Source organism: Chryseobacterium gambrini (assembly GCF_027920505.1).
Lineage (GTDB): Bacteria > Bacteroidota > Bacteroidia > Flavobacteriales > Weeksellaceae > Chryseobacterium > Chryseobacterium gambrini.
Genome location: NZ_CP115857.1, coordinates 1139655 through 1154174 on the forward strand (window position 1 = coordinate 1139655; position 14520 = coordinate 1154174).

Consider the following 14520-nt stretch of genomic DNA (forward strand, 5'->3'; position numbering starts at 1 on the left):
GTTTAGAATTTAGTAGATTTTATAGACAGCCATCCTTCTTTTAAAACAAGATCGGGAATGTTTCCGGAGTTGGTATTAAAGTCCCCGATCTCCAGAATGGCTTTGGAGGTATTCTCAATCAGCTTCAGCAATAATTTTTCATCGTCATCGGGATCTTCTTTTATTTTAATCTTTTCCCATTCTTCGCGGTTAACAAAATAGATCTGATCTTCTGGATAAAAGGGATATTCCTGAATGATTTTTTTATTGATGAGGCTTTGCTTAAAGCGTTCTCTGATGATTACTGAAGCGTTTTCTGTGGTGAAAATGTACATTCTACCCAACAATTCTCTGAGTGTGATGATTTTATTGGAGGTTTTCATTAATAGAAGTTCAACCAATTCTTTTTCAGGATCGTTTAATTCAGAATTGTCTTTTTCTTTAAGTGTTTTTGTTTTTTCAGTGTCTAAATAATAAATTTCTTCGCCCAGCAGATTGTTTTCCTGCTTCATCACATATTTTTCCCGAATGATAAATTCTTTGAGGGCTGTATATTTTTTATTTTTAAACTGATTAAAATCTAAAGCGATCTGCATAGATTTAACGTTTTCGCTTCTGCCGATTTTACCGGTTATCACATCGTTAATAAATTCATTTCTTATGCTGTATTTTTCCGTGTTATTTCTTATCTGAAATTCATTTTTATCGATGAAATAGATGTCTTCCTCCGGAAAAAATGCCTTCAATTCATTAATTAAAATATGTTCTTCTTTTAAGTCTGAAAGCAGCGTCTGTAAGTAGGCTTCGGATTCAAAATTCTGAGAAAAATCGATGGCTAAATTTTGGGTCATCCGTTTTTTTAAGGGCGGATTTGCAGGAGATAAAGGTTCTTTTTTATTCTTTTTTTCCAGTTCGATCCACGACCACTGATAGCGATTATCTTTCGCAATGGATAGCTGAAGGTTTTCTTTGGGCGTTAAAACAGGCGCTGTTAATAACGTAAGTTCAATTCTTTTCAAAGCATCTTTAATGGCATTGTACGGCAGTCTTATGCGCTTTTCAGGTAAAATTCCTGTTTTAATGTTCAGGTTTCCTTTAGGATGAATCAGAAGATATCTTTGGCAGGCATTTAGCGTATCATTCAGAGCCAGAAAGCTTTCTTTGTCCTGATTTTTATAGCTTATTGAAGAGCTGTACATTGTTTTACCTTCAATTTCGTTCCATTTTTCTCTTCCGTCGATTGGGTTTTCTTTCAGAAAATCTTTCAGAGAATAGTAAAAACGGCTTATTTTCTTTTCTGCATCATTATTAAAATAAATTTTGCTTTCCAAAGCTTTCAAACCTAGTTTTTCGTTCTGTTCTTTATTTTCCAGATGGTAGTGCCAGTAAGCCAGAACACCGTCGTTATACTGATTTAAATCTCCAATGGACATCGGGATTTTCACTTTATCATATTTTCTCTGGCTGTTGTAGGTATTGATCGTGATGTTTTCGGAATAACTGATGTCATGCAATGCTTCTCCTCTGGTGAATAAATTGATGTTCACTAAAGTAATCGCAACAGGTACGGAAGAGATGGTTTCCAACAGAGACGGATTGGCATAATCTTCGGGTGAAATATGCTCCATTGTTCTCTGCAGTTCTTTTATAAACTGATCTTTTTTGTTGGTTTTGCCAATTCTTTCGATAATCCAGTGAATAATTCTTCTGAGATGAGGATTTCTAACAACTGTTGTATAGTTTGTATTCTCCTGAGCTAAACCGGCATCAAAAGGGGAAGATTCCCACGCTCCTTCTGTGTCTATTGCCCCTAAATGTTTTCCGTGTGCATCAAAAAATTCTATCCGCTGATTAAGATACACCGGAACCATCCATCCGAGTACAGGAGATTTTTTTCCTTCTGTTGCTGTTCTGGTAAATCTTGTGCTTACGGCAGAAGGCTGAAGATATCTTGGCGGCAGTGCAACCCAGTTATCTTTATTTTCGATTTTCTGCACATGGGTGGTAATTATTTTTTCCGGCTCGATGATTTTGTTTCTTCCAAAAGAATCTACAATTCTCAGTCTGCTCATTTTAAAGGCTCCGTTTCTGAACGGATTGAATATGGATAATCTGTTTGGCGTTAAAAGATCGAGACTGTTTCCATATTCTTTACATAAATCTTCTATGCTTTTTGCCATCTCTTTATGATCTGTAAATCCGTTGGGAATGAGGGGTAAGACGGACAAGCCATTGCTTCTCTGAAGCATTAAATTATTGAAATCTGAAAGGGTAAGTTCAAACAAAGAAGTTTCTTCCAGTTTCTGAAGAAATATTTTTATTTTTTCTATTAATTCCGCGTTGTCTTTTTCATCAATACGAAGAAGGTTTTTGCCTAATTTTTCTTTTACATATTCTTTAACCTCATCGCTTACAAAAGAATGCCCGTAGTAGATATTAGGATTCGGCATATACGCAATATCATGTAAAGGATAGGCTTTTATTAAGTCTGCATTAAGCTCATCCAAAATGTAGGAGTCCTGTAAAAAATTTTCTGTAAAATTAGTATCGGAAGCCAGATAATGGCCTTCTTTTTTAGGCAGAAATAAACTTTCCCATTCTACTTTATAGGTATGCCACTGATTGGTCTTGATTTCCTGAGAATTGACCACATTCAGCACATTTTGACGGTTTTCTTTCTTTTCCGGCTTGAATAAAGGTACCGACTGTATTTCTTCCGGAGCAGACGGATTGCTGAAAAGATTGAAAATGCTGTTTTTTTTCGGAGACGAAATAATAACGCTTGGCGGCAGCGGTTCGTAATAATCGGTTCTGCTTTTTTTGGACAGAATCATTCTTGTTTTATACCGCTGATGCAGGAGGTTCTGAAGTTCTTTTTCATTTATAATCTCTCCGGTCTGTTTTGCTTTCAGTAGAAATTTAATGAGGGCATAATCGCGGTATCTTGTGTAATGTTCTGATATTTTTTCGGAAAATAAATCTTTTGCATTAAGAGCTTTGTCTTTTGTATTTCTCAGCTTATCTTTTAAGATGCTTATCTGTGAAATTAACAGTTTCAGATCTTCTTTAAGCTTATTGATGTTTTTATCTTTGCTTAAAAATAAAGCGTTTAAATACGTAGACCAGTGAAGATACAGACTTTCAATTTTAGCCTGTAATCTGAAGGTATCCAGCTCATAGCTGTTTTGTATTTTGTTGAGATTTTCCAGCTCATCTTCCAAAGCTTCGGTATAAGAAATCTTGAGGAAATCCGGTAAAGAAACGCCTTCCCAAACCGCAAGAATTTTATCGGATTTTGCAGACTCATCAAAGATTTTAAGCTTATCTTTTATCTTTTCATACTGTAAAGCCACATTTCCGCTGAACTCAAAATCCAAAAGACTGCTGTCTACATCATATTCCTGAACAGCATCCTCCTGATCAGAAATAACAATATTCAGAACATATTTTGTTGTTCCGGATGTTTTATTAAACTGTTGCTCGTGCTGTTTATTCCTCAGTCTGGAAATCCAGTCCAGATTCAGCTCCTTCAGTTCATCAAAATTAATGATTGAAGCAATCTGTTCTTCCTGTTTCTGAAGATCCTGCCTGGAAAGATCAGGGTTATTGGTATTGATGATTAATGCAGAAAGTGTCTCGGGCAAAGTATTGGCAATAGCAACATCAAAGGATTCTTCATTTTCTGTGGCTTCTCCGGATTTTAACTGAAAATTACCTGCAACGATATATTCATCGGCTGCGTTTTGTCCGTAATGATCTACCCATCCGATAACCTGATATATTTCGTTTTCTGTTCCGTCTTCATCATAAAATCCAAATACACTTCTACAATTGGGATAATGAATATCGAATGAAAAGCTTCCCCATCCCAAAGCACTGAGATTTTTTAAATAATTCGTCTGAGCGTTGGTCTGATAGATCCAGTCGTTCAGTTTATATTTTCTTCCCACATATGCAAACTGAAAAGTATCTGTTGCTTCTTCCGCGTAGGTACAGGTATTGTTTTTATTCAGTTTAGGATCGTTAACGTTCCATATATAATCGCTTTCCACAATCCATTCCTCACCATCACGCTGTCTTTTTATATACCAACGATTGGGAGCTTTTGGCAGATTTCCTTTATCATTAAATTTTTTAAAGAATGAAGGAAGAATAAAATGAAGATGAACTCCCTTATCCAGATAAATGGAATTATCCCATGAAAAAGGTCTTGGAATAATCGAGTTTGTTTCGAGGGGAACATTGGGATTTTCAAAGACATGACGCTCTGTATTCATCCAAGGAACATTTTCAAAACGGATATCCTGACCAATTACCTGTTCAGGCGAATTGAGATACAAAGCATTTATCCGGAAAGGAAGTATATTGGACATAATTACTTAGCAGAGTCTTCTAACTGTTTAAAGATATCATCCGTAGATCCCAAAGTCATCATTTTCTTCACGACGTTGCGGTCTGTATTCCAGATAGAAAAATTAACTGAATTGATGGACATAGTTTCAAATTCTGCAAAGAACGCCTTACTATCTATACTTATGGACAGTGCATATTCCCATTTTGCTTTTTTGTCACCATTTAGCTTGGTTCCGCTTTCATCGCATTCTTCCATTACAGGTGGTTTGCTTGAATCTGCTTCTGTATTAATATAATATGCCTTTTTATATAAATAGGCAGTTTTCAGATAAAAATGAATTTTATTGATGTCGAATTTATTATCCGAACTATTCTGTTTTAGCTGATCTGTAACCTGTTGTGTAGCGGCGTTAGAATCACTTCCAAATATTTTATCAAAATCATTTTTTAAATCCTTGAAAGTTACAAAATCATCCGATGAAACTTTTGTAGGAACAAGCAGATATTCTTTCGTTGTAATTTTTTTTGTATCAACATCTTGTTCCGTACTTTGAACAACTAAGGCTAAATCTCTTTTTAAAAAAGTCAGGGATATTCCCAATTGAAATTGACTCATGATATAATTTTTTAAAATTCCTACTCGTGTGGCTTTTCAGAATACGCCCCGTTTTGTGATGGTTTCTGGTCTCCATGATTATTGTTTTATTTTTACGCCTGATTCAGAATCGGGTTATGTAAATTTAATAAAAGATTACACTCGGCATCATTTTCTCTATCATAAATTTCTGATTTTTAAATCATTAATAAATAGTGAAAGTTTTTTATTCATCATCTTCGTCATTTGCCGCGTTTAGTAACCAAAATTATAGGAAAATAATCCTATTCATTTCAGTATAAATACTGGTTTTACTTCTAAAATAATATTGCTTTAAAGGAAATATTGGTACATAAAAAAATCACGTCACTTTATGAAGCGACGTGATGGTATAAAATTGATAAATTTCTGAATACTGTTCTATTTGGAAAAGAATTACATCAATCTGTCAAAATGAATCGGAAGATCATAAATTCTCTTTCCGGTTGCATGGAAAATGGCATTGGTGATGGCAGGAGGCATTCCTACTCCACCGATTTCGCCTACTCCTTTTACGCCTAAATCATTTACAAATGAATCATTTTCTTCCACAAATACCACTTCCAGATCGTGAATATCTGCATGGACAGGAATATGATATTCACCCAGATTGGCATTCATATATTTTCCTAACTCATGATCAAGTATGGTTTCTTCGTGCAAAGCTTTGCTGATTCCCCAGATCATGCCTCCCAAAACCTGGCTTTCTGCTGTTTTAGGATTGATAATTTTCCCTGCTGCAACGGCTGTAACAGCTCTTTTCACTTCAATAATTCCCAACTCTTCATCCACTTCTACCTCAACAAAAACCGCACTGTGAACGGCTCTTGCTTTTTTTCCGTATGTTAGAGGATTGGGCATTGCAGAATTCGTGGTTCGGATCGCTTCTCCGCTATTTTTTTTGAAAATTTCTTTGACATCCAACCGTATTTCAGGCTGATCTTTTACGGTGATAAAACCATTTTTGAATATAACATCTTTAAAATTTACATTTTTTAAAACGGAATCTTTCAAATCTTTAGCTCTTTCGAAAAGTTTCTTATTTAAAGCCTGACAGGCATTCTGTACCGCAGGTCCCACTGTTGCCGTAGTAAACGACCCTCCCTGAATCGGAGCAAACGGCATCTTACTGTCTGCATACGAAAACGTAATATCTTCCATGGAAAGTCCCAGTTCATCTGCCGCAATCTGCGTCATGATCGTCTTCGTTCCGGTTCCGATGTCGGTAACGGCACTTTTTATTTCAACTTTTCTATCCGGTGTCATAATCGCTTCTGCGCGTCCCAAAATCCGATTGGCATCCCAAATTCCGGTAGCCATTCCGTAGCCGACCAGCTTATTTCCGCGCTTCATGCTTCGGGGTTCAGGATTTCTCTTATTCCAGCCAAATTTTTCTGCTCCTTCCAGATAACATTTTCTGAGTTCTTTGCTCGAATATTCTTTATCACTGCTTTTATCAATTTTTGAATAATTGATAAGCCTTAATTCCAGCGGGTCTATATTTAATTGATAAGCGATTTCATCCATTGTTACTTCCACAGCGTGCATTCCGGTACTTCCGCCGGGTGCTCTCATATCAAGCGGACTGTAAACGTCTAACGGAACAATTTCATGTTCCAGCAAGGTATTTTCTGCGGGGTACAGCATATTGGCCCAGTTCACCACAATTTCCACATAATCTTCAAACCGCGAAGTTTCCCCGATTGCTTTGTGATAAATTGCATTGACTTTACCTTCTTTATCCGCACCGAATTTTGTATGCTGCAACGTCGGAGGTCTGTGTCCAATCATGTACATCTGTGCGCGATCCAAAGTGACACGAACATTACGTTTTAAAGCCAGCGAAGCCATTACCGCCATAAAAAGCTGCTGCTGCGGACGAAGCCCCGAACCAAAACCACCGCCTACAAACGGTGAGATGACCTGTACATTTTTCATTTTAAGTCCGAAAACATTCGCAACATACATTTGGGAATTAATCGTTCCCTGTGTTTTATCGTAAATAGTGAGTTTACCTTTTCCTTCGTAGATCACGGTGGAAGCATACATTTCCATAGGATTGTGATGCTCGGTTCCATGACTGAAATGACTATCGGTTTTTACCAACGAATTTTCATATTCTTTTTTGAAATCACCGGTAGGCTTTGGCGGAGGCGGTTTCAGCAGCGAAGCCAGTCCTTTTTTAGGATCTCTGGCTTTTTCAAGATTTTTCTTCAGATCCGTTTCAAAATTTTCTTCTTCTTCATAAACCACTTTTATTTTTGCAGCTGCATACCGTGCCATTTCAAAGGTTTCTGCAACCACCAAAGCAATCGGTTGTCCGTTATATCGGATTATATTATCTTTAAGAGGTTTAAAAACAGTTCCGGGAGGCGCATCCATATCGGCATACTGAAAATCAAACCAGGCAGTTGAAGGTTTATTTTCATGGGTGAACACCTCAATAACTCCTTCTAATTTTTTTATTTCTGATGTATCGATGGTCTTGATTTTACCTTTTGTAATCGAACTGTTCACAATGTACCCATACAATAAGTCCGGAGCATCATATTCTGCTGCATATTTTGCTTGACCTGTTACTTTCAGATGACCTTCAAGACGATTTATTGATTGTCCGACAGACGGTTTATTTTCCATAAAATTTTCTTTAGCATTCATAATAATTTATAAAGAAGGTTTAGCACCCGGTCTCTGAGACGCCGGATCAAGAGCCACCATACAGTTTCTGACGATTGCTTTTTTAGCGAGATTAATTTTAAAACGGTTATGCTCAAAACCTACGGCTCCTTCCAAAATAATGTCAGCCGCAGCCTCAAAGTTTTCCGGATTTGCTGCTTTATCTGTTAAAAAATCTTCAGCTTCTTTTACACGCCACGGTTTGTGCGAAACACCTCCCAAAGCAATTTTTGCTTCTTTAATTATTCCGTTTTCCAGTTCCAGACCAGTAGCAACGGAAACTAATGCAAACGAATAAGAACTTCGGTCTCTTAATTTCAGGTAAGAATAATTTTTTGAAAATCCTTTTTCGGGCAGTTCAATTCCTGTGATGACCTCTCCTGTTTTCAGGTTATTATCGATCTCCGGAGTATCTCCCGGAAGTCTGTGAAAATCTGAAAATTTCAATGTCCGATCTCCATCCGTTCCCGATATATGAACAACTGCCTCCAAAGCTGCAAGAGCAACACACATATCCGAAGGAAAAACAGCAATACAGTTTTCGCTGTGTCCTAAAATTGCGTGAATTCGGTTGTACCCTTTCATCGCAGAACATCCGGAACCCGGAACTCTTTTATTGCAGGGAGTATGAATATCATAAAAATAATAACATCGGGTTCGCTGTAATAAATTTCCGCCATTGGTCGCCATATTTCTGATCTGCGCTGATGCTCCCGCCAAAATAGCTTTAGAAAGAATCGGATATTTTTCTTCAATAATTGGATGATACGCTGTATCTGCATTCGTCATTAAAGCACCAATACGAATTCCTCCGTTATCAGATTCAGTAATATCAGCTATTCCGTCAATGGGATTAATATCGATTAAAGTATCTGCCTCGGTAACAAAATATTTCATCAGATCGATGATATTGGTACCTCCGGCAATGATTTTATTTTCTTCATTTGCATAAGTCAATGAAACTGCTTCATCAACACTATTGGCTTTTGTGTAGGAAAAATTATTCATAAAGACCTTGTTTTACTGCCATTACAGCGTTAATAATTCCTTTGTTGGCTCCGCATCGGCAAAGATTTCCGCTCATCAGTTCCTGAACTTCTTCACGGGTATTTGCTTTGTTTTCATTCAGTAATCCTATGGCGCTGCAGATCTGTCCCGGAGTGCAGTATCCACATTGAAAAGCATCGTGATCGATAAAAGCTTTCTGAACGGGATGCAGGTTTTCACCGTCGGCAATCCCTTCTATGGTTGTAATTTCAGCATCAGCTTTCATAACGCAGAGACTGAGGCAGCTCAAAACTCTTTTGCCGTCAATCAGAACCGTACATGCGCCGCACTGCCCATGATCGCAGCCTTTTTTTGTTCCGGTAAAATGCAGATTTTCTCGAAGAGCATCAAGAAGTGATACCCAGGGAAGTACATCCAGATGATGTTCCTTTCCATTTATTTTTAATGTAACAGATTGTTTTCCAGTGTTCGCCATAAATCGGTAGTTTGGTTATGGGTAGTGATACAAAAAAAGAACCGTTATTATTGAAAATATCCTTTCCGTGGTACATTAAAGTCTGAAATTGATTTAAATATATTCAATCTAAATAAGGAAAACAGATCATAAAAGGATAAAAAAATATTCTGTACCGTTCAGATACAGAATATTGATATGATTCTAAAATAGAAAACAGCAGTCTATTTGTGTGACAATGCCATTAAAATTTTATCGGGAGTAATCGGCAAATCTCTCATTCGTATACCAATAGCATTATAAATTGCATTGGCTATCGCAGGTGCTGTACCAATAATTCCTACTTCTCCGAGACCTTTCGCGCCGGAAGGATTAATATTCGGATCGGGTTTATGAATAAAGTCGACTTCAATAATCGGAGCATCCGCATTAACGGCAAAATGATATCCCGCAAGATCATTACCGATTAACGTTCCTAATTTTGCATCGATCTGGTTTTCTTCCATCAGCGTCATTCCGATCCCGCCAACTGCGGCTCCCGACATCTGATTGGCTGCTGCCTGACTGTTGATGATTTTTCCGCCGTCTGCCACGACAGCCAGTTTTTCAATTTTCACTTTTCCGGTTCGCTTATTAACGCGGACTTTGCAAAAATGTGCCGCTGATGAACAGAAGGCAAATTTCTCACGCTCGCTTCCCGGTTTTGAAGCTACTTCAAGACGAATTTCAGTCAGATTATTCTTTTCAAACAATTCTTCATAAGAAACAGAAACAGTTGAATTATTTTTTAAACTGATGCTTTTATCTAAAAGAAGAATATTTTCCAGAGCAGCTCCTTTAAAGCTTCCATTAACTAAGGATGCATATTCCGCCAGTTTTTGCTTCAACTGATTGCTCGCATCGTACACCGCACCACTTACCGATGAAAGCCCTGTACTTCCACCCTGACTTGGCGCAGGAGGAAGCGCCGAATTTCCCAATTCTATATTGATTTTATTTTTTGAAATTCCGGTAATTTCGTGGGCAATGTTCTGCATTCCGGTTCCTGTTCCCGTCCCGATATCAGTCATCGCGGTCTGTACAACGAGACTTCCGTCTTTGCTCATGATAATTGCTGCTTTGGCTTCTGCTCTTCCGGCATTCCACATTCCGACAGCCATTCCGTAGCCGATGTACCAGTCTCCTTCAATTACCGTTGCGGGCGTTGCTTTTCTGGCGTTCCATCCGATCATTTTAGCGCCTTTATTTATACATTCATCAAGAAAATGGGTAGACCACGGCAAATTTGAATCAGGATGTTTTTCCAGTGAAATATTCTTTAACCTCAACGCAACAGGATCCATTTTCAGCTGGTAGGACAGTTCATCAATGGCAGATTCCAGAGCGAATACTCCGGTACAGTCTCCCGGACCGCGCATCCAAGTTGGTGTGCTTAAATTTAACGGAACATTTGCCGCTTCCGTTTTCAAATTGGGAAACTTGTAAATTAATCTTGTCACGCGGGTAATACCGTCGTTAAAATTTTCATAGACTGAAGTTTCGTTCTTTGCCTGATGTAAAATTCCTGAAAGATTTCCCAACGGATCTGATGCCAATTTTATTCTCTGCCATGAAGCCGGTCTGTAACCTGTTGCCGCAAACATCTGTGGTCTGGTAAGCATCAGTTTTACAGGACGTCCAACCTGTTTTGCTCCCATTACCGAAGCTAAAACGTGTGGCCAGATTCTGAGTCCGGAGCCGAAGCCGCCTCCTACAAATTCACTGAATACCTGTATATTTTTTTCAGGAATGGAAAATAACCTTGCAAATGTTCTCTGAACATTATTTACCCCTTGGTTTTTATCGTAAAGCTTCAACGTATCATTGCCTGTCCAATGAGCAATCGTGGCATGCATTTCCATGGGATTATGTACATCTGCCTTAATATTATATTGCTGATCTACGGTGAATGGTAAATTTTGCCAACTGTCAAAATTTCCTCTTTCTTTTCCTTCAGCTTTTAAAACAACTTTTTCTTTCGCAGAATTAAAATCGACTTCAAAACTGTCTTTCTGATATTCTGTTTCTACCAATGATGCGGCAAAAGTTGCGTCTTCCAGTGTTTCTGCAATCACCATCGCAACAGGCTGTCCTTTGAAAAATATTTTATCTGTATGAAAAATCGGCAAACCGAATCTCGACTGTTTAATTTTTTCTTCAGTATCCATACCCGGAACCGAAGGTTTGTGAAGATGGGTAATGATATCAATAACGCCTTCCACTTCTTTGGCTTTATCAACCGAGATCGACTGTATTTTTCCGGAAGGAACCGTACTGTTTACCAATACGGCGTAGCAGATATTTTTAACTTCGTATTCGGCAGCGTATTTACCGCTTCCGGTAACTTTTTCCACTCCTTCAACACGTCCTTCGGGTCTTTTGGATCTGATGTTCAGTAATTCGAGTAATCCCATAATTGTTACTTTTTAATATATCCCAACCTTATTGATTCACACAATTTTGTAATGCTGTAACGATAGCTCCCTGAAGCATCGGTATTTTGTAACCGTTCTCAGACAAGGGTTTCAGATCTTTGGTTGCCAGTTTCGCAGCTTCCTCAAAGATTTCTACCGTAGCTTTTTTTCCGTTCAGAAATTTTTCTGCCTCCAACCATCTCCAGGGTTTATGTGCCACACCTCCTGAAGCTAAGCGGGCATCTTTTATTCTTTTCCCGTCCAGATCCAGTGCTGCTGCAACCGAAACCAATGCAAAAGCGTATGAAGTCCTGTCTCTCACTTTTACATAAGCAGAATGTTTCCCGAAAGCATTATCAGGAATTTCTATATTGGTTATTATCGCATCCTGCGGCAGATTGTTATCGAGCCACGGAGTATTTTCCGGCAGTTTATGAAAGTCTTTAAATGGTATTTTAATTTCTTTCTGATCTTTTGTCTGAGCGGTTACGGTTGCATCCAATGCAGCCAGAGCCACACAAAAATCTGAAGGATGAACCGCAACACACTGATTACTATATCCAGCAACGGCACTCATCCGGTTTGTGCCATCAATGGCACTGCAACCGCTGTTGGGTTTTCTTTTATTGCATGGCGTTGTAACATCGTAAAAATAAGGACATCTGGTTCGCTGCAACAGATTTCCCGCCGAACTTGCCATATTTCTGATCTGTGGTGAAGCACCCGCCAAAATAGCTTTTGAAATGAGAGGAAATTTTTCCGTCACATCTTTACTATTTGCAACTTTGGTATTACTTGCCATTGCACCAATCTGCAATTTGTTATTCTGATGATTTACCGCATCGGATAATGCCGTGGTAACATCAATCAGTTTTTCTGGCTGGGCAATGTTTTTTTTCATCAGATCTACCAGATTCGTTCCGCCTGCAATATACTGACTGACTGCTGATTTCATGGCAGAAGCTTCAGCAGCAGATTTTACTTTTTCAAAATTAAATGGTCTCATTGGGCTGCAACTTTTTGGATGGACTGAACAATACCGTTATACGCTCCGCAACGGCAAAGATTACCGCTCATATATTCTTTAATCTCTTCTACAGAACCTGCATGACCTTCATTAACGCAGGCAACAGCAGACATAATCTGTCCCGGGGTACAATATCCGCACTGGAAACCGTCACATTCTATAAAGGCTTTCTGCATCGGATGAAGCTCATCTCCGTTTGCCAGACCTTCGATGGTTGTAATCTCTTTTCCCTGAGCCATTGCCGCCAAAGTAAGGCAACTCAGGGCTCTTTCCCCATTGATATGGATGGTACAGGCGCCACATTGTCCGTGGTCACAGCCTTTTTTAGATCCGGTAAGATTTAACTGTTCTCTGAACAGATCCAATAAGGTAGTTCTTGTATCAACATAAAGGGTATGACTTTTTTTATTGATGGAAAGCGTAAGTCTGGATACGTTTTTCTTGGGAACAAGATACTGTTTCACATCCTGATAAAATGCTTTTACCGAAGACGGAATAGCCATAAAACCAGCCAGTAATCCTGAAACTTTGAGGAAGCTCCTCCTGCTGTATTGTCCTTTTAATTCCATAAGTTATTTTTTAATCAATATAATTGTATACGGATAGGTTTTAACAAATATCATCAATTAAAATAAGAAATTGATGATATACATTACAGTTTTATATACCAATATTACAGTTTTGGTTGAGGCTGCGAAAAAAACAGATAATATTTATGTAAATTTGAATATATAATAACTTTTTAATGATTTTATCTCAACAAAAATCATACATAAGTTGAAAAAACAAGAAGTAATCCATAAAAATGTTTTCGGATGAAAGAGATCAATGATATTGTAAAAGCATATAAAAAGGCACATTTAAATGGGTTAAAGGCTGCTTTGGCAACGGTGGTAAAGGTAGAAGGTTCTTCATACAGACAAGCAGGGGCGAGAATGTTGGTTACAGAAGACGGACAGCTTACAGGCGCCATCAGTGGAGGATGTTTAGAGGGTGATGCTTTGAGAAAAGCATTACTCGCCATTCATCAGAAAAACAATAAGCTCATTACGTATGATACCAGTAATCCGGATGATCTGGAATTTGGCGTTCAGTTGGGATGTAACGGAATTGTGCATATTCTTTTTGAATATATTGATGAAAATTACCCTAAAAATCCAATCTCCCTTTTAGAGAAAACAACGGAAAAAAGAGATGAATCTGTTATTATCACCATATTTTCGCTGGAAAAAAGAATTAAACAGACAGGAACTGTAGGATTGATAAAAAAGGAAAATACAATAATATCGGACTCAGGTTGTACTTCAGAAAGTGAACTAAATCGTTTTTCTTCAGAAGTTTTAGAAAAAAAACAAAATATCCTGACTCAGATTTCGTCAAATGAAATTCTACTGCAATATGTTCCGCCACAGACCACTCTGATTATTGCAGGAGCCGGAAACGATGTTAAACCTTTGGTAGAAACGGCTTCCATTTTAGGCTGGAAAACAGTAATTGCAGACGGAAGAGCAACACATGCCCTGAAAAAGAGATTTCCTATTGCGGATGAAATATTGCTTGCAACACCTGAAGAAATCATGAAGACCATAGAAACTGATGAAGCAACGGTTTTTGTGATGATGACGCACAATTATAATTATGATCTCGCTTTGCTGAAGCTCATTATCCATCAACCTGTACAATATATAGGATTATTGGGTCCTAAAACAAGGTTCAACAGAATGATGGATGATCTTAAAAATTCAGGAATTACGGTCGGAGAAAAAGAATTAAATAAACTTTTTGGTCCGGTTGGAATAGATATTGGTGCAGAGACTTCGGAAGAAATAGCCATTTCCGTAATTGCAGAGATCAAAGCGGTCTTAAGCGGAAAAAAAGGTTCCTCATTAAGGGATAAACCAGAAAAAATGCATACTGATATTCTCAGTATATAAGG

At 38.1% G+C, this 14520-nt stretch carries 9 protein-coding genes; 1 reads left to right on the forward strand and 8 read right to left on the reverse strand.

What is annotated here, in order from left to right; genetic code table 11:
* Positions 1-2 precede the first annotated feature (2 nt).
* The 8 genes from PFY09_RS05020 to PFY09_RS05055 form a co-directional block, all read right to left on the reverse strand.
* Positions 3-4352, reverse strand: a complete 4350-nt coding sequence (locus PFY09_RS05020) for a hypothetical protein (RefSeq protein ID WP_271161643.1) — start codon at positions 4350-4352, stop codon at positions 3-5.
* Between the two features lie 2 nt (positions 4353-4354).
* Positions 4355-4948 (reverse strand): hypothetical protein, encoded by a 594-nt coding sequence (locus PFY09_RS05025; RefSeq protein WP_256038617.1) that lies wholly within the window; start codon positions 4946-4948, stop codon positions 4355-4357.
* 414 nt (positions 4949-5362) lie between these two features.
* Positions 5363-7603 carry a xanthine dehydrogenase family protein molybdopterin-binding subunit gene (locus PFY09_RS05030; RefSeq protein ID WP_271161644.1) on the reverse strand — a complete coding sequence of 747 codons (2241 nt, stop codon included), beginning with the start codon at positions 7601-7603 and terminating at the stop codon, positions 5363-5365.
* 27 nt (positions 7604-7630) lie between these two features.
* Entirely contained in the window at positions 7631-8650 is a 1020-nt protein-coding gene (locus tag PFY09_RS05035) for an FAD binding domain-containing protein (RefSeq protein ID WP_271161645.1), read from the reverse strand.
* Entirely contained in the window at positions 8643-9125 is a 483-nt protein-coding gene (locus tag PFY09_RS05040) for a (2Fe-2S)-binding protein (RefSeq protein WP_271161646.1), read from the reverse strand. The genes PFY09_RS05035 and PFY09_RS05040 overlap by 8 nt, the downstream gene beginning before the upstream one ends.
* A 203-nt stretch (positions 9126-9328) precedes the next feature.
* On the reverse strand, positions 9329-11557 hold the full coding sequence (locus PFY09_RS05045) for a xanthine dehydrogenase family protein molybdopterin-binding subunit (protein WP_271161647.1): 2229 nt from the start codon (positions 11555-11557) through the stop codon (positions 9329-9331).
* A gap of 28 nt (positions 11558-11585) precedes the next feature.
* Positions 11586-12563 carry an FAD binding domain-containing protein gene (locus PFY09_RS05050; protein WP_271161648.1) on the reverse strand — a complete coding sequence of 326 codons (978 nt, stop codon included), beginning with the start codon at positions 12561-12563 and terminating at the stop codon, positions 11586-11588.
* The gene (locus PFY09_RS05055) at positions 12560-13153 is read right to left on the reverse strand and encodes a (2Fe-2S)-binding protein (RefSeq protein WP_108410492.1); all 594 of its coding nucleotides are present in this window, start codon (positions 13151-13153) and stop codon (positions 12560-12562) included. The genes PFY09_RS05050 and PFY09_RS05055 overlap by 4 nt, the downstream gene beginning before the upstream one ends.
* A 246-nt stretch (positions 13154-13399) precedes the next feature.
* On the opposite strand from PFY09_RS05055, the gene PFY09_RS05060 reads away from it, so the two are divergent.
* Positions 13400-14518, forward strand: a complete 1119-nt coding sequence (locus tag PFY09_RS05060; RefSeq protein WP_271161649.1) for an XdhC family protein — start codon at positions 13400-13402, stop codon at positions 14516-14518.
* Positions 14519-14520: the final 2 nt, after the last annotated feature.

Coding starts and splice junctions, on each gene's coding strand:
- PFY09_RS05020 (WP_271161643.1), bottom strand. CDS start 4,352: ATGTCCAATATACTTCCTTTCCGGATAAATGCTTTGTATCTCAATTCG.
- PFY09_RS05025 (WP_256038617.1), bottom strand. CDS start 4,948: ATGAGTCAATTTCAATTGGGAATATCCCTGACTTTTTTAAAAAGAGAT.
- PFY09_RS05030 (WP_271161644.1), bottom strand. CDS start 7,603: ATGGAAAATAAACCGTCTGTCGGACAATCAATAAATCGTCTTGAAGGT.
- PFY09_RS05035 (WP_271161645.1), bottom strand. CDS start 8,650: ATGAATAATTTTTCCTACACAAAAGCCAATAGTGTTGATGAAGCAGTT.
- PFY09_RS05040 (WP_271161646.1), bottom strand. CDS start 9,125: ATGGCGAACACTGGAAAACAATCTGTTACATTAAAAATAAATGGAAAG.
- PFY09_RS05045 (WP_271161647.1), bottom strand. CDS start 11,557: ATGGGATTACTCGAATTACTGAACATCAGATCCAAAAGACCCGAAGGA.
- PFY09_RS05050 (WP_271161648.1), bottom strand. CDS start 12,563: ATGAGACCATTTAATTTTGAAAAAGTAAAATCTGCTGCTGAAGCTTCT.
- PFY09_RS05055 (WP_108410492.1), bottom strand. CDS start 13,153: ATGGAATTAAAAGGACAATACAGCAGGAGGAGCTTCCTCAAAGTTTCA.
- PFY09_RS05060 (WP_271161649.1), top strand. CDS start 13,400: ATGAAAGAGATCAATGATATTGTAAAAGCATATAAAAAGGCACATTTA.